17 protein-coding genes are annotated in these 18,577 nt (G+C 59.9%); 10 read left to right on the top strand and 7 right to left on the bottom strand.

The window, feature by feature from the left end:
- Position 1 precedes the first annotated feature (1 nt).
- Positions 2 to 1,336, top strand: coding sequence for a hypothetical protein (locus IE127_RS03290; RefSeq protein WP_189423374.1), 1,335 nt, complete (start codon positions 2 to 4; stop codon positions 1,334 to 1,336).
- An 18-nt stretch (positions 1,337 to 1,354) separates the two neighbouring features.
- Here IE127_RS03290 and IE127_RS03285 read toward each other — a convergent pair whose 3' ends face one another.
- Positions 1,355 to 2,371: an aldo/keto reductase gene (locus IE127_RS03285; protein ID WP_189423371.1), complete on the bottom strand. Its 1,017-nt coding sequence runs from the start codon at positions 2,369 to 2,371 to the stop codon at positions 1,355 to 1,357.
- Positions 2,372 to 2,461: 90 nt separating this feature from the next.
- Entirely contained in the window at positions 2,462 to 3,454 is a 993-nt protein-coding gene (gene araD1 / locus IE127_RS03280; RefSeq protein ID WP_189423368.1) for an AraD1 family protein, read from the bottom strand.
- 248 nt (positions 3,455 to 3,702) lie between these two features.
- On the opposite strand from araD1, the gene recA reads away from it, so the two are divergent.
- Positions 3,703 to 4,773: a recombinase RecA gene (gene recA, locus IE127_RS03275; RefSeq protein ID WP_189423367.1), complete on the top strand. Its 1,071-nt coding sequence runs from the start codon at positions 3,703 to 3,705 to the stop codon at positions 4,771 to 4,773.
- Between the two features lie 181 nt (positions 4,774 to 4,954).
- Positions 4,955 to 7,612: an alanine--tRNA ligase gene (alaS, locus tag IE127_RS03270; protein WP_189423364.1), complete on the top strand. Its 2,658-nt coding sequence runs from the start codon at positions 4,955 to 4,957 to the stop codon at positions 7,610 to 7,612.
- A gap of 45 nt (positions 7,613 to 7,657) precedes the next feature.
- On the opposite strand, the gene IE127_RS03265 is transcribed toward alaS, so the two are convergent.
- Positions 7,658 to 8,392, bottom strand: coding sequence for a GIN domain-containing protein (locus tag IE127_RS03265; RefSeq protein WP_189423362.1), 735 nt, complete (start codon positions 8,390 to 8,392; stop codon positions 7,658 to 7,660).
- A gap of 67 nt (positions 8,393 to 8,459) precedes the next feature.
- A complete protein-coding gene (locus IE127_RS03260) occupies positions 8,460 to 9,422 on the bottom strand; it encodes a DMT family transporter (RefSeq protein ID WP_189423359.1) in 963 nt (320 codons plus the stop codon).
- Between the two features lie 259 nt (positions 9,423 to 9,681).
- Here IE127_RS03260 and IE127_RS03255 point away from each other — a divergent pair, with 259 nt between their 5' ends.
- Together IE127_RS03255 and IE127_RS03250 are read left to right on the top strand one after the other, a co-directional pair.
- Positions 9,682 to 10,830 (top strand): GNAT family N-acetyltransferase, encoded by a 1,149-nt coding sequence (locus IE127_RS03255; protein ID WP_189423357.1) that lies wholly within the window; start codon positions 9,682 to 9,684, stop codon positions 10,828 to 10,830.
- Positions 10,823 to 12,127: an oligosaccharide flippase family protein gene (locus IE127_RS03250; RefSeq protein ID WP_189423355.1), complete on the top strand. Its 1,305-nt coding sequence runs from the start codon at positions 10,823 to 10,825 to the stop codon at positions 12,125 to 12,127. The genes IE127_RS03255 and IE127_RS03250 overlap by 8 nt, the downstream gene beginning before the upstream one ends.
- Before the next feature lie 49 nt (positions 12,128 to 12,176).
- Here the strand turns inward: IE127_RS03250 and IE127_RS03245 are convergent, their stop codons facing one another.
- The 3 genes from IE127_RS03245 to IE127_RS19895 all read right to left on the bottom strand — a co-directional run bounded on the left by IE127_RS03245 (position 12,177) and on the right by IE127_RS19895 (position 14,267).
- The gene (locus tag IE127_RS03245) at positions 12,177 to 13,388 is read right to left on the bottom strand and encodes an NADP-dependent isocitrate dehydrogenase (protein ID WP_189423353.1); all 1,212 of its coding nucleotides are present in this window, start codon (positions 13,386 to 13,388) and stop codon (positions 12,177 to 12,179) included.
- Between the two features lie 121 nt (positions 13,389 to 13,509).
- The gene (locus IE127_RS03240) at positions 13,510 to 13,839 is read right to left on the bottom strand and encodes a TfoX/Sxy family protein (protein ID WP_189423351.1); all 330 of its coding nucleotides are present in this window, start codon (positions 13,837 to 13,839) and stop codon (positions 13,510 to 13,512) included.
- Positions 13,836 to 14,267, bottom strand: coding sequence for a GFA family protein (locus tag IE127_RS19895; protein ID WP_189423348.1), 432 nt, complete (start codon positions 14,265 to 14,267; stop codon positions 13,836 to 13,838). Before IE127_RS19895 ends, IE127_RS03240 begins: the two co-directional genes overlap by 4 nt.
- Before the next feature lie 71 nt (positions 14,268 to 14,338).
- On the opposite strand from IE127_RS19895, the gene IE127_RS03230 reads away from it, so the two are divergent.
- From IE127_RS03230 to rpsD, 5 genes are all read left to right on the top strand, one after another.
- Positions 14,339 to 14,902 (top strand): GNAT family N-acetyltransferase, encoded by a 564-nt coding sequence (locus tag IE127_RS03230; protein ID WP_189423345.1) that lies wholly within the window; start codon positions 14,339 to 14,341, stop codon positions 14,900 to 14,902.
- A 122-nt stretch (positions 14,903 to 15,024) separates the two neighbouring features.
- Positions 15,025 to 15,621, top strand: a complete 597-nt coding sequence (locus IE127_RS03225; protein WP_189423342.1) for a GNAT family N-acetyltransferase — start codon at positions 15,025 to 15,027, stop codon at positions 15,619 to 15,621.
- Positions 15,622 to 15,667: 46 nt separating this feature from the next.
- Positions 15,668 to 16,468 carry an RNA methyltransferase gene (locus IE127_RS03220; protein ID WP_189423339.1) on the top strand — a complete coding sequence of 267 codons (801 nt, stop codon included), beginning with the start codon at positions 15,668 to 15,670 and terminating at the stop codon, positions 16,466 to 16,468.
- A 66-nt stretch (positions 16,469 to 16,534) separates the two neighbouring features.
- The gene (locus tag IE127_RS03215; protein WP_189423336.1) at positions 16,535 to 17,773 is read left to right on the top strand and encodes an MFS transporter; all 1,239 of its coding nucleotides are present in this window, start codon (positions 16,535 to 16,537) and stop codon (positions 17,771 to 17,773) included.
- Positions 17,774 to 17,943: 170 nt separating this feature from the next.
- A complete protein-coding gene (gene rpsD, locus IE127_RS03210) occupies positions 17,944 to 18,561 on the top strand; it encodes a 30S ribosomal protein S4 (protein ID WP_189423333.1) in 618 nt (205 codons plus the stop codon).
- Positions 18,562 to 18,577 lie beyond the last annotated feature (16 nt).

Here is an 18,577-nt window from a genome sequence, read left to right as displayed (position 1 = left end):
CATGAAAAGCTTTACCGCGCGCAGCTTCGAAACTGTGGGTCCGGAACTGTCCGCAGACATGCGGGCGGCCGTCGCTGACGACCCGCTGGCACTGTTCACTGATTTTCAGTGGTATCTGCATCAGGGACGCGACACCGTGTTTTTCACGGCGTTCGCCGGGCGAACCTTCTCTAAGGAGGACACGGCGACACTTGTTGCCGATATGGTGGCGCGAGCGCCGCAACTCAGCCACGGCTTCAAGGGGGCAACGCCGGGGCGTCCGCTGACAGCAGAGCAGATAAACGCCATCACTTCTGTCGAGACGATCGACGACCTCGAAGGATATCCCGACAAGTGGATCGGCAATAGCCGCGACCTGTTCGACGCCGAGAACTTGCCGCTGTTTCGCGTCATGGTGGCCAACAGGCGCGAGGGCGCCGACGCCGATGGTCGGGCGGCCGTCATCCAGGTGCGCTCGGCGCATTGCCTTCTTGAAGGGTCGGATTCGGCGTTGCTTACGCGATCGCAATCCGCAGGGCACGGCGTGCTCAGCGATCCGAATGCCAAGGTGGCAATTGGAGACAAGGCAGGCGGCATGGTGCGCGCAGGCATCGCTGCGTTCATCCACATGTTCTTCGCCTATGCGCTGTCCCCCAAGGACAAACCAATCCATGCCAAGACACTTGCGTTTTCACGCCGGCGACTGCGTGATCTCGCGGGCCGGCTCGGTGTGCGACAGCGTTCGTTATACTTTGCTCTGGTCAGCATGGCTCTCAATGGCGAGGGGCCGGAAAAGGCCATGAGTAACAAAGCCATTCGCGCCGCCTATACGATGGTCGGCGGCAAGCGCAACGAGGCAGATGACGACTTTTTCCGTGTTCGTGCCCTGCAAGCAATGTTCCCGGTCCATGACGACTTCATGTATTATGTCAAAGAAGTCGACCGTGTTGTCGGAAAGATCGAGGAGCGGGATGTCAGCGCTTTCCAGATGCGCATTCTGGCAATGTTCGGGATGCACCGGCGCCTCAACAAGCGTTTCCCCTGGCTACACGGCGAGCGCTTCTGGCGCTTCAGCGGAGCAACCCATCTGGTCCTGACGCTTGTGCCGCCGCACCGGCTGCATGGCCCGATGACGCGCGGGATGATGGAGCCGATCTATTGCGGCGCGTATCACCCCGCAACCAATATCTGCACGTTCTGCCCCGGCCGAGAGTATGTGACCTTCAACTTCACCATGGAGCAGCGTCACATCGACAATGTCGACAAGATCTCGGCTCTGCTGGAGCGCATTGAAGCAATGGTTGGCGAGGGTGGCGAAGCGTCCGCAGGATCTGCGGAGTTGGCAGCAGCGGGCTGAGTGTTCAGCCCGCTCTTCTTATGCGCGCCCGCCAGGGATTGGCGTGCCTTCTGCAAGAAGCCTCTTTTCAGCGAGGGCACTCCAGAGCTCTTCGGGGATTTCCGTGTTCCACCAGCCGACGATCTCGTCGAGTTCTTCCGGGGAGCGTGGTCCCGGGAGCACGTTGCAGACGGCCGGATGGGTGAGCGGAAACTGCAACGCTGCGGCGGGTAGCGGCACATCGAACTGCTTGCAGACCGCCTCAATGGCTCGAACCTTTTCGACGATCTCCTCAGGCGCCTTGCCGTAGTTCCAGGTGGATCCGCCAACAAGAATGCCGGAGTTGAACGGCCCGCCAACCACCACCGAGGCGCCGCGCTGCAGGCACGTCGTCATGAAAGGATCGAGTGACGTCTGCTCCAGCAGCGTGTAGCGGCCTGCCAGCAGGAAAACATCCCAGTCACCAAGTTCGAAGGCGTCCATGATCACCTCCCACTCGTTGACGCCAAGGCCTATGCCGCTGACCACGCCGGAATCGCGAAGCTCGCGCAACGCCTTGTAGCCGCCGCTTGCAAGCTGCTGCCAAAGCGGCTTGTTGGCCTCTTCGCCGTGGGTCATGGTGCCGATATCGTGGACATAGAGGATGTCCACCGCGTTGAGGCCAAGCCGGGCAAGGCTGTCCTCGACCGAACGCATGATGCCATCATACGAGTAGTCGTAGACCTCGTCGAAGGGCAGGGGATCGATCCAGTTGTGAGGCTTGGCCCAATCACCCTGCAGCGGCTTCAGCAGGCGCCCGACCTTGCTGGACAGCACCGTGCCTTCGCGGCGGCCCCGTAGTACGTCCCCTACCAAATGCTCTGAACGCCCGTAGCCATATTGGGGCGCGGTATCGAAGTAGTTGATGCCGAGATCATGCGCGTGCTGCACCGTTGCACGGGCCTGCTCATCCGGGACGCGCGAGAAGATGCCGGCAAGGCTGGCGCCGCCAAGCCCAAGCGTCGTGACTTCAAGCGCGGTTTGCCCCACGCGGCGTTTGCTGAAACCCTGTGCCATCGCATCCTCCTCAAGTGATGCGATAACTGACATGTTAGTTGCGAAGCGTAAAGAGTGGAGCGGCCTTTCCAGCCGCTCCCTGTCTCAAACCTAGAGCTGTGTGACGCGCACCGGGCGCTCCGCCTCGATGGCGATGGGGTTGCGCAGCGGCAGACCGAACTGGCTTTCACCGATCTCGAAGACGTCGCCGGCCTCGGTGCTTATGCCGTCGGCAAAGCTCAGTGTTGCGGTGCCAAACATGTGAACGTGCACATCGCCCGGGTTACAAAACAGCCCGTACTTGAAATGGTGGTATTCGAGATTGGCGATGGTGTGACTCATATTGTCCTCGCCACTCAGGAAGGGCTTCTCCCAGATGGCCTCGCCGTCCCTGAGGATCCGCGAACGACCCTCGATGTGTGCAGGCAGTTCACCGAGCCTGATCTCAGGGCCGAACGAGCATGCGCGCAATTTTGAGTGCGCGAGGTAGAGATAGTTCATGCGCTCGGTCACGTGGTCGGAAAACTCATTGGCAAGAGCAAAGCCCAGCCGGCGCGGCTGCCTGTCTGGACCGATGATATAGATGCCGGCGATTTCAGGCTCCTCGCCAGCATCCTTGGCAAAGGCTGGCGAGGGGATCGGTTGGCCTGGATGCGCCACGATCGAACCGTTCCCTTTGTAGAACCACTCTGGTTGAACGCCAGTTTCTCCCTCGGCAGGCTTGCCGCCCTCGAGGCCCATACGGAACATTTTCATCGAGTCGGTGAGATCTTCGCTCGCCTTGCCGCTCTCCGACTTATGCATCGCATCGCGGGTGGAAGCCGATCCAAGGTGCGTCAGGCCTGTGCCAGTGACGTAAAGGTGGGCAGGATCCGGGTGATCGATCGGCGCCAGAAGGCGATCTTCCTTCACCAACGTATCGAGAGCCACGGCAGCGCCACGTGGCGCGGCCGCAACAAGGGTCTCGAGCGACTTGCTCTGTTCGATGGCTTGCTGCGCCAAGGCATAAAGGCTCTCTATGCCTTCAATAACAATAGCCTGCCCGTTCTCCGCAATGCCAAGTGCCCGCGCGCCGTTTTCGCTCGTGAACTGAATAAGGTTCATGCCGGTTACTTTCTCCCAAGTTCCTCGCCGCTGGCATAGAACCCAAGCACGATCCTTCGGTAAAGCCCCCGACGCCATAAGAATCGCAAAATCCGATTCTTATCAGCTCAGGTGATATGCATTGACCAGATTACCCGCTTGACATCCGAGAAACAAAATGAGAACAAATCGGATACATACATTGTACCGCTGAGACCGCGACTGTGCGTTGCAAGGGCACGGTGGGCGTGAAATAAGGAGAGTGACTTATGGCTAATGCTGCTTCGCTTCGCGTGGTCGACGGGGGATCAATGGATAAGGACAAGGCGCTCTCCGCAGCGCTGAGCCAGATCGAACGCAATTTCGGCAAGGGCTCGATCATGCGTTTGGGCGAGAACGCACAGATTGAGGTGGAGTCGATTTCCACAGGTTCACTTGGGCTCGACATCGCCCTCGGGATCGGCGGCCTGCCGCGTGGACGCATCGTCGAGATTTTTGGGCCGGAAAGCTCAGGCAAGACAACATTGGCTCTGCATGTGATTGCCGAGGCCCAACGCAAGGGGGGCATCTGTGCATTCGTCGATGCCGAGCACGCGCTAGATCCGGTCTATGCCCGCAAGCTCGGTGTCAATGTCGATGATCTGCTGATTTCGCAGCCCGATGCGGGCGAACAGGCTCTCGAAATTACCGACACTCTGGTGCGTTCGGGCGCCATCGATGTGCTGGTAGTCGATTCGGTCGCCGCCCTGACGCCGCGTGCCGAACTGGAAGGCGAAATGGGCGATGCGCTTCCGGGCCTTCAGGCGCGTCTGATGAGTCAGGCCATGCGCAAGCTGACGGGCTCGATCTCGAAGTCGAAGTGCATGGTGATCTTCATCAACCAGATCCGCATGAAGATCGGCGTGATGTTCGGTTCGCCCGAAACAACGACGGGTGGTAACGCGCTGAAGTTCTATTCTTCGGTGCGCCTCGATATTCGCCGCATCGGTGCGATCAAGGATCGCGATGAGGTCGTGGGCAACCAGACCCGCGTCAAGGTGGTCAAGAACAAGCTGGCGCCGCCATTCCGCCAGGTGGAATTCGACATCATGTACGGCGAAGGCATTTCGAAGATGGGCGAGCTCATCGATCTTGGGGTCAAGAGCGGTATTGTCGAGAAAGCCGGCGCCTGGTTCTCCTACGACAGCCAGAGGCTCGGGCAGGGACGTGACAACGCCAAGCAGTTCCTTCGCGACAATCCGGAAATTTCTCACACGATCGAGCAGGGCGTTCGCGAAAGCGCCGGATTGCTGAGCGACGCGTTGCTGGCCGTCGAAGGCCCCGAAACTAGCGACGAATAGGCTCTGGTCGAAACGCGGAAAGTTCAAAGGGCGCCATTGGCGCCCTTTTTGTTTGAAATCTCTGACAAGATACCGGCGCCATAGCGCGCGGCTGCTGGACAGATGAGCCGGCTAGACGATAGAAAGCCGCGATTGTCCTTCAGGCGTCAGCCGGCGCCGCCTCTGCGACGAAAGCCAGCATATGAAGAGCGTAAACGAGATCCGGTCGAGTTTTGTCGATTATTTCCGCGGCAAGGGTCACGAGGGTGTCGCCTCCGGGCCGCTCGTGCCGCGCAATGATCCGACATTGATGTTCACCAATGCTGGCATGGTGCAGTTCAAAAACGTCTTTACCGGCGTCGAGAAGCGCCCGTATTCGACTGCAACAACCTCGCAAAAATGCGTTCGTGCCGGCGGCAAACATAACGATCTTGATAACGTCGGCTTCACCGCCCGGCATCTGACATTCTTTGAGATGCTCGGTAATTTTTCGTTCGGCGACTACTTCAAGGACGAGGCTATCGCCTATGCCTGGGAGCTGGTGACGAAGGATTTCGAGCTGCCGAAGGACAAGCTGCTTGTCACCATTTATTCGGAGGATGACGAGGCCCATGCCATCTGGAAGAAGGTGGCTGGCTTTTCGGATGATCGTATTATTCGTATTCCGACGTCGGACAATTTCTGGTCGATGGGTGATACCGGCCCTTGCGGCCCGTGCTCGGAGATCTTCATCGATCGCGGCGAGCATATCTGGGGCGGCCCTCCGGGCAGCCCGGAAGAGGACGGGGACCGCTTCCTCGAATTCTGGAACCTGGTGTTCATGCAGTATGAGCAGCAGGCTGATGGCTCGCGCCTTGAACTGCCTCGCCCCTCGATCGATACCGGAATGGGGCTCGAACGCATGGCGGCTGTGCTTCAGGGGGTCGAGAGCATCTTCGAAACGGACATGTTCCGTCACCTTATTGACGCTACCGCATCGGTGGTCGGCAAGGCTCCCACGGACGAGACTGTCGCCTCGTATCGCGTGATCGCGGACCATCTACGCTCGATGTCTTTCCTGATTGCGGAAGGCGTGCTGCCGTCCAATGAAGGTCGCGGGTATGTGTTGCGGCGGATCATGCGTCGTGCAATGCGGCACGCGACCCTGCTTGGAACTAATGAGGCAGCGATCTACAAGCTGGTGCCGGCGCTGGTTCGCGAGATGGCGCAAGCCTACCCGGAACTGAGCCAGGGCGAAAAGCTCATCACCGAGACGATCCATCTCGAAGAAGAGCGTTTCCTCAAGACCTTGAGCCGTGGTCTTCAGATCCTTGATGAGCAGGCGGGATCGCTTGGCGAGGGGGATACTCTTGATGGCGAGACTGCATTCAAACTCTATGACACGTTCGGTTTCCCACTCGATCTGACGCAGGACGCGCTACGCAATCGCGGCATCGGTGTCGATGTGAGCGGCTTCCAGAATGCCATGGCGCGCCAGAAGGCCGAAGCCCGTGCTAACTGGTCGGGCTCGGGCGAAGCGGCAACCGACGCCATCTGGTTCGGCATCGCCGACCGCGTGGGCGCGACCGAGTTTCTCGGTTACGAGACTGAAGACGCTGAGGGCGAAGTCACGGCGCTGGTGCGTGACGGCGCAGAGGTCGACAGCCTCGGCGAAGGCGAGGAGGGTTATCTGGTGCTCAACCAGACTCCGTTCTATGCCGAAAGCGGCGGTCAGATCGGCGACACCGGCGAGATGCTGGTGGATGGGCTGCGCGTGGAAGTGCTGGATACGCACAAGCACCACGGCGTTTTTGCGCACAAGGTGAAGGTGCTCAGCGGCACTGTCCGTAAAGGCAAGGCGCTCGGCCTGCATGTGGATCACGTGCGGCGTGCCGCCATTCGCGCCAACCATTCGGCTACCCATATTCTGCATGAGGCATTGCGCCTGGTGCTCGGTGATCACGTGGCGCAGCGCGGTTCGCTGGTAGCGCCAGACCGGCTGCGGTTCGATTTTGTCCACACCAAGGCGATGTCAGCCGAGGAAATGGCCGAGGTCGAAGAGATTGCCAACGCTGTCGTTCTGCAGAACGCGCCGGTCGAAACGCGTCTCATGGGCGTCGAAGAGGCCAAGAATGCCGGGGCTCGTGCTCTGTTTGGCGAGAAATACGGCGATGAGGTGCGCGTTGTTTCGATGGGCGAGACGAGTGGCAACGCGTTGGGATGGTCAGTGGAACTGTGCGGCGGAACGCATGTGCGGCGCACCGGTGATATCGGGCTGATCTCCCTGACGACGGAAGCGGGCGTCGCTGCCGGCGTCCGGCGTGTGGAAGCGGTGACCGGGCATGTGGCTCGGCAGCGCGGCAATGCCGCCGTTGCCACTATCAGCGCAGTGGCTGGACAGTTGCGCAGTTCGAGCGAGGATGTGCTCGATCGTGTGGCAAGCTTGCAGGACCAGTTGAAGCGAGCCGAGCGGGCGCTCAGCGAAGCGCGGCAGAAGCTCGCGATGGGCGGCGGTTCCTCCGATGCCGAAGGCGGGCAGCAGGGCGAGACAGTCAACGGGGTGAGCTTCGTGGGCCGCGTCGTTGAGGGGCTTGCGCCAAAGGACCTTCGTGGTCTTGTAGACCAGGCCAAGAAACAGCTCGGCTCCGGAGTCGTCGCCATCGTTGGCGTTAGCGAAGACGGAAAGGCGGCTGTTGCGGTAGGCGTGAGTTCTGACCTTACAGAGCGTGTCTCTGCTGTTGATCTGGTGCGTGCCGGCTCGTCGGCACTCGGCGGACAAGGCGGGGGCGGCAGACCCGATATGGCGCAGGCGGGTGGTCCGGAGGGCACCAAGGCGTCTGAGGCGATCAGCGCAATCCGTGACACATTGTCGGGCGCGTAAACAGATGCTGGTGCGAGCCAACAGACTCGCACCAGCGATTTCGTCCTAGTCTTCGAAGCTGACCGTGCCGCCCAAAGACGTGTCGACAGTTCGCTCGTCTGGATCGCCGTAAACGATAATCCGGCCGCCTAACGAGGCGTGACCTGTTATCGTTTCGCGCGCCAAAACACTGATGCGCGCGCCGGTCTCGGCGGTGATGTCCGCGGTGGCGCACGCCATACGTGATAGATCCGCGGTTCCGCCGCTGGCGACATCAACCGCCATCTGCGCGCAACTGCCCGTCGCCGATACGCGAGCGCCGCTTTCCGCTCTTGCCGATAGTTCGCCAACAGCAAGATTAGTGAAGGTTCCTTCGGCGCCACTCTCGAACCTGGCAGCGAGGCGATCGCCGGAAACCCCATCTGCTGCAAGGACCGCGCCTGATCGCACTGTAACGGCCTCGATGCGAGGCGCTGAGATGGCGACTGTGAGGTCAGGGCGGCCATTGATCAGCGCGCCAACGATCCCGCCTTTGAGGATGAAATCGAAAAGGTTGGAGTCGAAGCGAATCTTCAGCGTGCCATTCTCGACATCCATCGTCACATCGTCGAGCAGCTCTTGCCGGCTCGCTGTCGCGACGACGCTGCGGTTCTCGGAGATCTCGATACTCGCGCGGATCCCGGTGCCGATCTCGACTGCGTGAAACGCAGGGAGATCATAGCTCCGTTCCTGGGCCGCGCTTGTATTCGCGCTCCCTGCCATCCCGGCGAATGCCAGCGCCAAAGCCGTCAATCTGGTCATCCAAAGCCTCCATGCTGGGCTTCTACCTAGGACAGGCGAAAGCGGGAGCCAAGAGGTTGCGGCGATATCAAGCTGCGCGTGTGCCGGTTTGCGGTGTCGGCGATGCTGTGTCGTTCGCCGGTACCGGTGCCACAACACGTGCCGCCTGGCGGCCCCGGAGTAGCCCGATGCGGCTAATGGTGCGCTTGCGGGTCTCATCAGACACGACGTTTGCAAGGCCAGCGCACACAACCAGTACGAGACCCACTACTGCCACGCTGTCGGGGACCTCGTTGAAGAAGGTAGCGCCGAAAATCACCGCCCACAGGATCTGGCTGTAATGTGCCGGCGCCACCTGGCTCGCGGGGACGAGGCGGGTGGCGCTGATGAACAGCAGCTGGCCGATTCCCCCGGAAACACCGGCGGCAGCAAGCAGGGCAAATTGCGTCAGGTCAGGCATGGTGAAGCCACCAAGCATCATGATGCCATTAAAGCCGAGCGTATAAATGAGCAGGACGCTGAAAAGGCCCATGCGTGTCTCGTGCGGTGCGATCTTGCGCAGCAATATAGTATTCACCGAACTCAGCAGCGCGGCCCCCAGCATGCTGAGATGGCCGAGCTGCAGCTCGCGAAAGCCGGGTCGAACGACGATGAGAACGCCAGCGAATGTCGCCAGCAACAGGATCCATCGCTGCAGGCTCACAGTCTCGCGCAGAACAAGTACCGAGATGACCGTAACAAACACTGGCGCGAGGAATGCGATGGCGTAGGCTTCCGCCAGAGGGATCGTGGTGAAGGCGTAGATTCCGAGCATTGCGCAGCTTACGCCGCACACGGCCCGCAGCTGGCTCAGCCAGGGGTGAACCATCCTGAAGGCATCGCTCCAGCGTTCCTCCCGGCGTTTGCAGAAAATCATCGGTACTGCCGAGAAGGCTGCCGTGAAGAACGCGATCTCAAAGACACCGATCTGTCCGGAAAAGCCTTTGATCACCGCGTCGCCGCACGCATAAATCCCGTAGGCCATGAGGGCAAACAATACGCCGAGCGGCATGCGCTTTCCAATCGAGCAGAAAGACGCCGCTGCGCGAGGGCTGGGGAGGCGTTGAGGTTGGGGTACAGCCAGAGCAGCTGCATAAGAAGTGTAGCAGAGCCTGCGCTGCGATGTGAGCGTTATGTTGCCGGTGAGAGTATTTGAATCGTCCTGCGGCTCAAGGGAAACGCCTTGTTGAGGACTAAGCACTAGAATTTGCGCGCACCCCTAGGAGTAGAATGCCGCGCTGGCCACCGCCGACGCCGTCCACGAACATGAATTGCGTGTACTTGACAGCCTCTCGGCTATCGACGCTGTCAGCGATGAATGGTGCGATCTTGAGGCGCGCTGCCAGACGGATCTCACATTCTTTCAAACCTTTGCCTGGTGCCGTGCCTGGGTCGAGGAGTTCGCGAGCGGAAAGCGCATCCAGCCACATATTCGAACCGTTTGGCGAGGCGATCGGCTGGTGGCCGTTTGGCCTCTCATGTTCACGCGGGGCGCTCTGGGTGTGCAAACCCTTGAGACTCTGGGTGATCCGCACAGCCAGTATGCGAACATGCTCTGTGATCCCACCGAAGACCCGCAAGCTCTTGGGGCAACGCTTATCGACGGTCTGCAACAGAACGGGAATGTCGACATTGCGCTGATCAGAGCTTTGCCAGCGAGCTCAGGCCTTGGTGGCCTGCTCTCGCAGCGCTCGGCGATTGATGCGGAAGCCAATGAGGCGGCGATACTGGATCTGTCGCAGTATGTCTCCTCCGAGGCCTATACGGCCAGTCTCGGAAAAACGCAAAAGCGCAACCGCAATCGGCGGCGCAATCATCTCGCCCGCCATGGTGAATTGCTGTTTGAGGTCCTGTGGCCCGGTGACGTAGATTACCGCTCCTACCTTTCAGTCTGCCTTGAGATGAAACGCCGCTGGCTTAGCGAAACGGGCCGTTACAGCGCCGGCTTTGCGCTTGAGGGTTATGAAGACTTTCTCGCACGGCTTGAGGGGAATGCCGAGGATCTGGCTGGGGCATGCCTGTCGGTCTTGAAGTGCGGTGATCGCGTTGTTGCGCTGGAACTAGGGTTCATCCGCAATCGGCACTACTACGCTTATATCGGTGGTTTTGACTGGGATCTCGGCTCGCACTCGCCCGGCAAGGTGCAGATGGACATGACCGTCTGCTGGCTGATCGACAATGGCATCGTCGCCTATGATCTGCTTGGCAATGCCGCAGACTACAAGCAGTCCTGGACCAACAGGACTGTGCCACTAGTCGCCCACACCATTCCATTCTCCTTAAGAGGTCGAATCTATGCTGCGCTGTGGGTGCGCGGACTTCGGCCACTAGCCAAGCGTTTTTACAACCGTCTCCCGGAGGCCTGGCGTCGCCTGATGGTGGCAGGCCAGACTTTCGGGGGCCTGCTGATTTATGTCTGACGCCCCAGCGTCCAATAACCTTTTAGATGCGGGCCTCGCATTTGCGATGCGCGTGGCAAGCGCCGGACTTGTTTTCGGCCTGCAGGTGCTACTCGCAAGACTGATGCCGAACTCAGACTATGGCGGGTTCGTCACGCTTTGGACGTGGATGATTGCCTTCGGCAGCTTCAGCGCCTTCGGCCTGGCGGAAGCCGGGGTGCGGTTCCTGCCGCGCTACCTGGTACGCGGAAGATCTTCGGCTGTGGGCGGCTTCATCCGCACAGGGTTTGCGATATCGACAGGCGGCGCCGTGCTGCTCGGCGCCCTTGGAGTACTGGTGTCGCGTTTCATTGACGGTGAAGCAGCACTCATCGTCTTGTTTATCGCCCTTGGCCTGCCGTTCCTCGCAATCGAATTCTACCTTGAAGGCGTGGCACGTGGTTTCGGCTGGTACCGGTTGACCACCTTGCCGGTCTACATCGTTCGCCCAATTCTGATCGGCGCCACTGTCGCGGCACTCGCAGCCCTCGGATTCGAGATAACGCTAGCTCTCGTCGGAACCGTAGTTGTCGTTGCCATGGCCTGCGTGTCGGCTGCCATGGCGCTTATCATGCGGATCAAGCTGGCAGACTTCCACCGCGCTGCCGCTGTCTCGCGTCCCCAGGCGCGCCTTTGGATCATGGCCGCCTTACCGCTCTTGCTTGTGTCGGGGCTCGAGGATCTGGTGACCTATTGCGACGTCCTGTTGATTAGCCTGCTGCTGCCGGCGGAACAGGTGGGAATCTACTTTGCTGCGGCGCGGGTTCTGGCACTCGCCAATTTTGTTTACTTCGCCATGTATCTCGTGGCGGGCCGTCGCTTCGCGCTCGATCTGGCCGCGCGTGACAAGGCACGGCTTGAGAGCTCGCTTCTTCAGTCCAGTCGGCTGACGTTCTGGCTCACAGTTGTTGCCGTCGCCGGCACTGCAGCGATCGGTCCCGTCCTGCTTGGTGCCTTCGGGCAAGCTTTCGTGGCCGGATATCCTGCTATGCTGATCCTTGGAGCCGGCATGCTGGCTCGCGCTCTTGCGGGCCAGGCCAGTGAACTGCTGCTGGTCGGTGGGCATCAGCGGCAGGCAGCGCTCACTCTTGCCGCTACGCTCTGCTGCAATGTGGTTCTGACCGTCCTGCTTGTGCCGTTCTTCGGCATTGTTGGCGCGGCGCTCGGTACCGCGATCGCCATGGTGGTGCGCACGGTGCTGATTGCGCGCGTTGTCCACAAGGTGTCCGGCGTTCGCATTGTCTCGTTGAGATTGCCGACGTTTTCGACCGCGATATAAAAAGAGCCGGGCAGGGCCCGGCTCCTCACTACCTGACAGTTTTTGGCTTTTACGCCATGGCCTTTGCGAGGTTCTCGTCAATCGCGTCGAGGAAGCCCATCGTCGTCAGCCAAGGCTGATCCGGGCCGACCAGCAGCGCCAGGTCCTTGGTCATCTTGCCCTGTTCGATCGTGTCGACCACGACCTTTTCGAGCGACTCGGCGAAATGTGCCAGATCGGCATTGTCATCAAGCTTCGCACGGTGGGCGAGGCCGCGGCTCCAGGCGAAGATCGATGCGGTGGAGTTGGTCGAGGTTTCCTTGCCCTGCTGATGCTGGCGGTAGTGCCGGGTAACCGTGCCGTGGGCCGCTTCCGCTTCAACGATGCTGCCATCGGGCGTCATCAGCACAGAGGTCATCAGGCCGAGCGAGCCGAAGCCCTGCGCCACGGTGTCGGACTGAACGTCGCCGTCGTAGTTCTTGCAGGCCCAGACATAGCCGCCGGACCACTTCAGCGCCGCCGCGACCATGTCGTCAATCAGGCGGTGCTCATAGGTCAAGCCGTTTGCTTCGAAGGTCGACTTGAACTCGGCCTCATACACCTCCTGGAAGATGTCCTTGAAACGCCCGTCATAGACCTTGAGGATGGTGTTCTTGGTCGACAGGTAGCAGGGGACGCCGCGGTTGAGTGCGTAGTTCAGCGATGCGCGGGCAAAATCGCGGATCGAATCGTCAAGGTTGTACATGCCCATGGCAATGCCGGCGCCTGGGGCATCAAACACTTCGTGCTCGATCTCCGTGCCGTCCTCGCCGACGAACTTCATCGTCAGCTTGCCCTTGCCGGGAAACTTGAAGTCGGTTGCGCGGTACTGGTCGCCGAACGCGTGACGGCCAACGATGATCGGCTGCGTCCAACCCGGCACGAGGCGCGGCACGTTCTTGCAGATGATCGGCTCGCGGAAGATCACGCCACCGAGAATGTTGCGGATCGTGCCATTCGGCGAGCGCCACATCTTCTTGAGGCCGAACTCTTCAACGCGCTGTTCGTCTGGCGTGATGGTTGCGCACTTGATGCCGACGCCATGCTTCTTGATGGCATTGGCAGCGTCCACAGTCACCTGGTCATCGGTCGCGTCACGATTCTCGACCGACAGGTCATAGTATTCGATGTCGAGATCGAGATAGGGGTGGATGAGCTTGTCCTTGATCGCCTGCCAGATAATTCTGGTCATCTCGTCGCCGTCGAGGTCGACGACGGGGTTGGCGACTTTGATCTTGCTCATAGTGGGGCTCCTCGATTGTGACTGCCAGCGGGCCGTATGGCCGGTTCCGGCGCCCTATAGCATCGCGTGGCGGGCTGGCAAAGCACGCAGCGAACAAGGGGGCATGTCATTCTGCGACGGGTCAGTCGGGTGGTAGGGTGTCGACGAAGCGTCTGGCGCGTTCCAGCCAGTCAGCCAGGGTGTCGTCATCTTCCACCACATCCGCTTCGACCTCGACAAAACCGGTCATGGTGCGGGTCCCCATGGTCATCGCGTGTGCACCGGGGAGCGCGAGTGCCTCCATGTAGCCATTCCGACCCACGCGCACGAGCAGGTTTCCGTTTTTCATCACGGCAACCAGCATGTTTCCGCTCTGCATGAATGCGAGCCCGCCAAACATGCGTTGCTCGCGTGTTATGCTTGGCAACTGCGCCCGGATGCGCTCCGCCATATGCTCGAGAAGATCATTCATGTCCCGTCCCCATAACCGGCGACCTGAGGCAGATCCTCGCCGAGACTATCCCATGCCGGATGACTTTCGCAGAATATCAGCCGGCTTGCAGCGAACCAGTCGTTCTGGCCGGCGAAAAGCCCGACTGGCACAAGACGCAAATCGCCGGCGCGCGAGGACTGCCCGTAAATGATCGTTCCGCATTCCGGACAGAAATGACGTGTGAATGTGGCCCCGGAGTCGGCGGGACGGGTGAAACTTTTTGTGTTTCCGGAGATTTCCAGTGCACTTGCTGAAACGATGAACGTACTGGAATGGCCCGCGCCAGTGGCACGCTGACAATCATTACAACCACAGAGCAGCATGCTGCGGACGTCGCCATCAACGGTTACGGAAACGGAATTGCAGCTGCATTGTGCTGTCAACGATATGGAAGGTCTCTGGGACATGCTTCAGGCTCTCACGCCCTTTCTAGCCGTGCAATGCGAGTGTTGTCTTGGCCAGATTGGAGCAGCCGCGCGTGCTTGAGCCAACCTACCCACTCCTGACAGATCGCCTGGTCCTTCGCCCCTTCACGCGGGCGGATCTTGATCCGGTCTATGCTTACCGCGGGCGTCCGGATGTTGCTGAGTATCTGTTCGATGGCCCGTTGAACCGTGAGCAATGTGCGGACGCGATTCACAACAGGACGGCGCAGACTCACCTTGAGCGTGACGGCGACCGGATCGTTCTGGCCGCGGTCATAGCCAGCGAGAACACGCTGATCGGCGAGATGTCTCTGATCTGCAAGAGCCAGGCTTCGCAGCAGGCAGAGATTGGATGGATTCTGCATCCTGAGTATCAAGGAAAGGGATACGGCTTCGAAGCAGCGGCGGCGCTTCTCGACCTCGCGTTTGCCAACGAGCATTTTCACCGCGTGATGGCGCGTTGTGATACGCGAAACATCTCGTCCTTCAAGCTGATGGAGCGTCTCGGCATGCGGAGGGAGGCACATTTCCAGCAGCACGAGATCTTCAAGGGCGGATGGGCTGAGGAATATGTCTATGCAATTCTCGGCGCTGAATGGAGAGGACGGCCACGCTAACACGTGACTCCGCAAGGTGTTTTCTTCAAAGGAATAAATTCTCGGTTTCCAGGGAACCGAATATGGAACCTAGCGTTAGTCGAACACGCGCCGAACGGCGTATGTGGAGAGAGACTACCGACATGGCATCCTCAATTTTGCCGCTCGAAACCGAGCGGCTGACCCTGCGTGCATTTCAGCGCTCCGATCTTGAGGCCCTGCGGTCCTACCATCTGGACCCCTCGGTTCAGCGCTACACAGAAGTGAATTGCAAAGACGAGACAGACCTGGCTGCAGCCCTCACGGCTATGCGGAAGCAGGTCAGCCTCAACCGGCCCGGCGATACGCTCAGCCTCGCGATTGCGCTTAATAATACCGGTGAAGTTATCGGTCAGGTTTGTTTGCGTTGGGCGGATGCGACCGCCGGACAGGCAGAAGTTCGCTTTATCTTGAACCCTGAATTTGTGGGTCATGGGTATGCCAGCGAGGCACTTGGTTCCGTTTTCGACATGGCGTTCGACCACTACCGCATCCACCGCATTTTCGCGCGTTGCGACGGTCGTAATGACCGTTCGGCTCGCCTGTTGCAGCGGTTGGGTATGCGTCTTGAGGCGCATTATCGCGAGCACGCGCTGTTCCAGGGCGAATGGGATGAAGAGCTGCACTTTGCCGTTCTTGACCGCGAGTGGCGCCGCTCGACCAAGGTTCGGCTGTTCGGGCGCACTTCGCGCGTCGCATAGCCTGTTGCTGCTTCAAAAGACCTGCCAATTGGCGTAATAGCGCGCCATGGCAGGCACAGACTCATCTCAAGAACGCGTATTTCGTCCCACCCCGGCGGTTATTCTATGCGAACCGCAACTCGGCGAAAATATCGGATCGGCTGCGCGAGCAATGGCCAATTTCGGCCTGTGGGATTTGCGACTGGTAAACCCGCGTGACGGTTGGCCGAATGAAAAGGCTCGCGCAACCGCAAGCAAAGCCGACCACGTCATCGAACGCGTGCGTGTTTTCGAGACACTCGAAGCTGCAATCGCTGATCTGACGCTGGTGTATGCGACCACTGCCCGTTCGCGGGACATGCGTAAGCCCGTGCTGGGGCCGGAGGATGCCTGTCAGAACCTGACCGCGCATATCGATCAGGGTTTCCAGGCAGGGCTGCTGTTCGGCCGCGAGCGCTGGGGTCTCAACAACGAAGAGATCGCCATTTCGGACGCCATTGTCACCTTGCCGGTGGAGCAGGCATTCGCCTCGCTCAACATCGCTCAGGCGGTGCTGATACTGGCTTATGAGTGGCGCAGGCAAAGCGGGCTTTCGGCAACGCTGCCGTTCAAGGAAGCGATAGGCGAACCGGCCGGCAAGGACGAGTTGGTCGGCATGTTCGAGCACCTCGAAAAGACCCTCGACAAATCAGGGTTCTTCACGACACCGGACAAGCGCCCGGCAATGATAAACAATCTGCGGACCATGCTAGGCCGCGGCCAGTTTACCAGCCAGGAAGTGCGCACCTTCCGCGGCATAATCTCTTCACTCGACCGTGCACATGAGCGCCAGCGCGAAAACCGAGTGAAGCCTATAAAAACAGAATAGTTTCAGGCGTACCGGCATAGCCGATTCCGGCTTCCCAATCTCTGGCGTGCGTGGCAACGATTTGGCATGAACACGCTCATCCCCGATGACAAGCGCAAGCTTGCCTTTTCCTATATCGGCTTTCGCTTTTTCTGGCTCACCACGCTCAGCGTCAGCTTTGCCGTGCAGATCATGGCTGTCTCCATTGGCTGGCAGATCTATGACCTGACAGGGGAGCCGTTTCTCCTGGGCCTTGTTGGCTTGTGCCTGTTTTTTCCCTCGCTCTTGCTGATTCTCGTCACGGGCCTTGTGGCCGACCGATATAGCCGCCGGATGGTCATGGGCATCTGTCTTAGTGTCGAACTGTTATGTGCGCTCGGATTTCTGGCGTTCGTCAATGCGGAGCCACATGAGGTCTGGCCGATCTTCGGCATTCTCATTGTCCTCGGCACTGCACGTGCGTTCTGGGGGCCGGCGGCCCAATCGCTTGCGCCTAATATTGTGCCCTCGGAGGCGCTGGCCAATGCGATCACGGTCAACGCCTCGGCCTGGCAGTTTTCCTCGATCGTGGGACCTGCGGTCGGTGGGCTTCTCTATGGTGTTTCGCCAGTTGTCGCCTTCGGCACGGCTGCCGTTTTGCTGTGCGCTGCCGTGGTGTTCGTGTGCCTTATCCCGAAACCGGCGCAACGCGAGTCCAATCAGGCCACGAGCCTTGAAACGATGCTTGCCGGTTTCCGCTACATCTTTTCCAACCGTGTGGTTCTCGGGGCGATCTCGCTCGACATGTTCGCGGTATTGATGGGCGGCGCCGTAGCGTTGATGCCGATCTACGCCAAAGACATCCTGAATGCCGGGCCGGAAGAACTCGGCATGTTGCGGGCAGGGCCGGGGATCGGTGCCATCGTTATGGCGCTTTATCTCACGCGCTTTCCCATTCGCGACCATGCGGGCAAGGCGCTGTTTATTTTCGTCGGCCTGTTCGGCGCTTTTACGGTGCTGTTCGGTGTGTCGACAACGGTGTGGTTATCGGTGCCGGCGCTGGCGCTGGTTGGCGCCGCCGACATGGTGAGCGTGACGATCCGTGAAACCATCATGCAGCTCTGGACGCCGGAGGAAGTGCGCGGGCGAGTGAATGCGGTGAACTCCGTATTCATTGGCGCTTCCAACGAACTTGGCGAATTCCGCGCTGGCGCAGTGGCCTCGCTCATTGGCCCGGTGCCTGCCGTCGTTCTTGGCGGTTTTGGTGCCGTGGCAGTCGCAGCGATCTGGAGCCGGGTATTCCCTGAGCTGCGGGATCAGCGAACGCTCGACAAGCGAATGGTCTAGCCGGCACGGCCGGCTTGACTTTCCTGATGCCCACCCATAGAACGCGCGGACCTGTTCGGACCTTCGGGTCCTAAGGCGCACCCGAGATCTTCTGTTTTGCAAGGTCTGTCGGTCATTCGCAAGGATGGCAGAGGAGGGCGCGATCCGTTCAAACTCGAAAAGGATACGCGATGTCGAAGCGCATTTCCGCAAAGTACAAGATTGACCGCCGTCTTGGCGAAAACATCTGGGGCCGTCCGAAGAGCCCGGTCAATGTCCGCTCCTATGGTCCCGGCCAGCACGGTCAGCGCCGCAAGGGCAAGCTGTCCGACTACGGCCTGCAGCTGCGCGCCAAGCAGAAGCTGAAGGGCTATTATGGTTCGGTCACCGAGAAGGCGTTCCGTCGCCTTTACACCGAAGCCGCACGCGTCAAGGGCGACACCGGTGAGAACCTGATTGGCCTGCTCGAGCGTCGTCTCGACGCCGTGATCTACCGTGCGAAGTTCGTTTCGACGGTCTTCGCCGCGCGCCAGTTCGTCAGCCACGGCCACATCCTGGTCAACGGCCAGCGGGTCAACATCCCGTCCTATCAGGTCAAGGTTGGCGACAAGATCGAAGTCCGCGAGCGCTCCAAGCAGCTCGCCGTTGTTCTCGAGGCCACACAGCTTCCAGAGCGCGACGTTCCGGACTACATCGATGCCGACCACTCCAAGATGACCGCCACCTATGTGCGCATTCCGTCACTGTCGGACGTGCCGTACCCGGTGCAGATGGAACCAAACCTGGTGGTCGAGTTCTACTCGCGTTAAGCGACACATCAGTTCA

This window comes from Devosia pacifica, from assembly GCF_014652635.1.
GTDB lineage: Bacteria > Pseudomonadota > Alphaproteobacteria > Rhizobiales > Devosiaceae > Devosia > Devosia pacifica.
Note: the sequence above shows the minus strand (reverse complement) of the source record. Positions and strands in the feature narration are given on the sequence as shown.

What these genes read in the sequence shown, in the direction of transcription:
- IE127_RS03215 (WP_189423336.1), top strand. Translation starts at nt 16,535, where the DNA reads ATGAACACGCTCATCCCCGATGACAAGCGCAAGCTTGCCTTTTCCTAT.
- IE127_RS03225 (WP_189423342.1), top strand. Translation starts at nt 15,025, where the DNA reads ATGGCATCCTCAATTTTGCCGCTCGAAACCGAGCGGCTGACCCTGCGT.
- rpsD (WP_189423333.1), top strand. Translation starts at nt 17,944, where the DNA reads ATGTCGAAGCGCATTTCCGCAAAGTACAAGATTGACCGCCGTCTTGGC.
- IE127_RS03265 (WP_189423362.1), bottom strand. Translation starts at nt 8,392, where the DNA reads ATGACCAGATTGACGGCTTTGGCGCTGGCATTCGCCGGGATGGCAGGG.
- IE127_RS03260 (WP_189423359.1), bottom strand. Translation starts at nt 9,422, where the DNA reads ATGCCGCTCGGCGTATTGTTTGCCCTCATGGCCTACGGGATTTATGCG.
- recA (WP_189423367.1), top strand. Translation starts at nt 3,703, where the DNA reads ATGGCTAATGCTGCTTCGCTTCGCGTGGTCGACGGGGGATCAATGGAT.
- araD1 (WP_189423368.1), bottom strand. Translation starts at nt 3,454, where the DNA reads ATGAACCTTATTCAGTTCACGAGCGAAAACGGCGCGCGGGCACTTGGC.
- IE127_RS19895 (WP_189423348.1), bottom strand. Translation starts at nt 14,267, where the DNA reads ATGTCCCAGAGACCTTCCATATCGTTGACAGCACAATGCAGCTGCAAT.
- IE127_RS03250 (WP_189423355.1), top strand. Translation starts at nt 10,823, where the DNA reads ATGTCTGACGCCCCAGCGTCCAATAACCTTTTAGATGCGGGCCTCGCA.
- IE127_RS03240 (WP_189423351.1), bottom strand. Translation starts at nt 13,839, where the DNA reads ATGAATGATCTTCTCGAGCATATGGCGGAGCGCATCCGGGCGCAGTTG.
- IE127_RS03290 (WP_189423374.1), top strand. Translation starts at nt 2, where the DNA reads ATGAAAAGCTTTACCGCGCGCAGCTTCGAAACTGTGGGTCCGGAACTG.
- alaS (WP_189423364.1), top strand. Translation starts at nt 4,955, where the DNA reads ATGAAGAGCGTAAACGAGATCCGGTCGAGTTTTGTCGATTATTTCCGC.
- IE127_RS03245 (WP_189423353.1), bottom strand. Translation starts at nt 13,388, where the DNA reads ATGAGCAAGATCAAAGTCGCCAACCCCGTCGTCGACCTCGACGGCGAC.
- IE127_RS03285 (WP_189423371.1), bottom strand. Translation starts at nt 2,371, where the DNA reads ATGGCACAGGGTTTCAGCAAACGCCGCGTGGGGCAAACCGCGCTTGAA.
- IE127_RS03220 (WP_189423339.1), top strand. Translation starts at nt 15,668, where the DNA reads ATGGCAGGCACAGACTCATCTCAAGAACGCGTATTTCGTCCCACCCCG.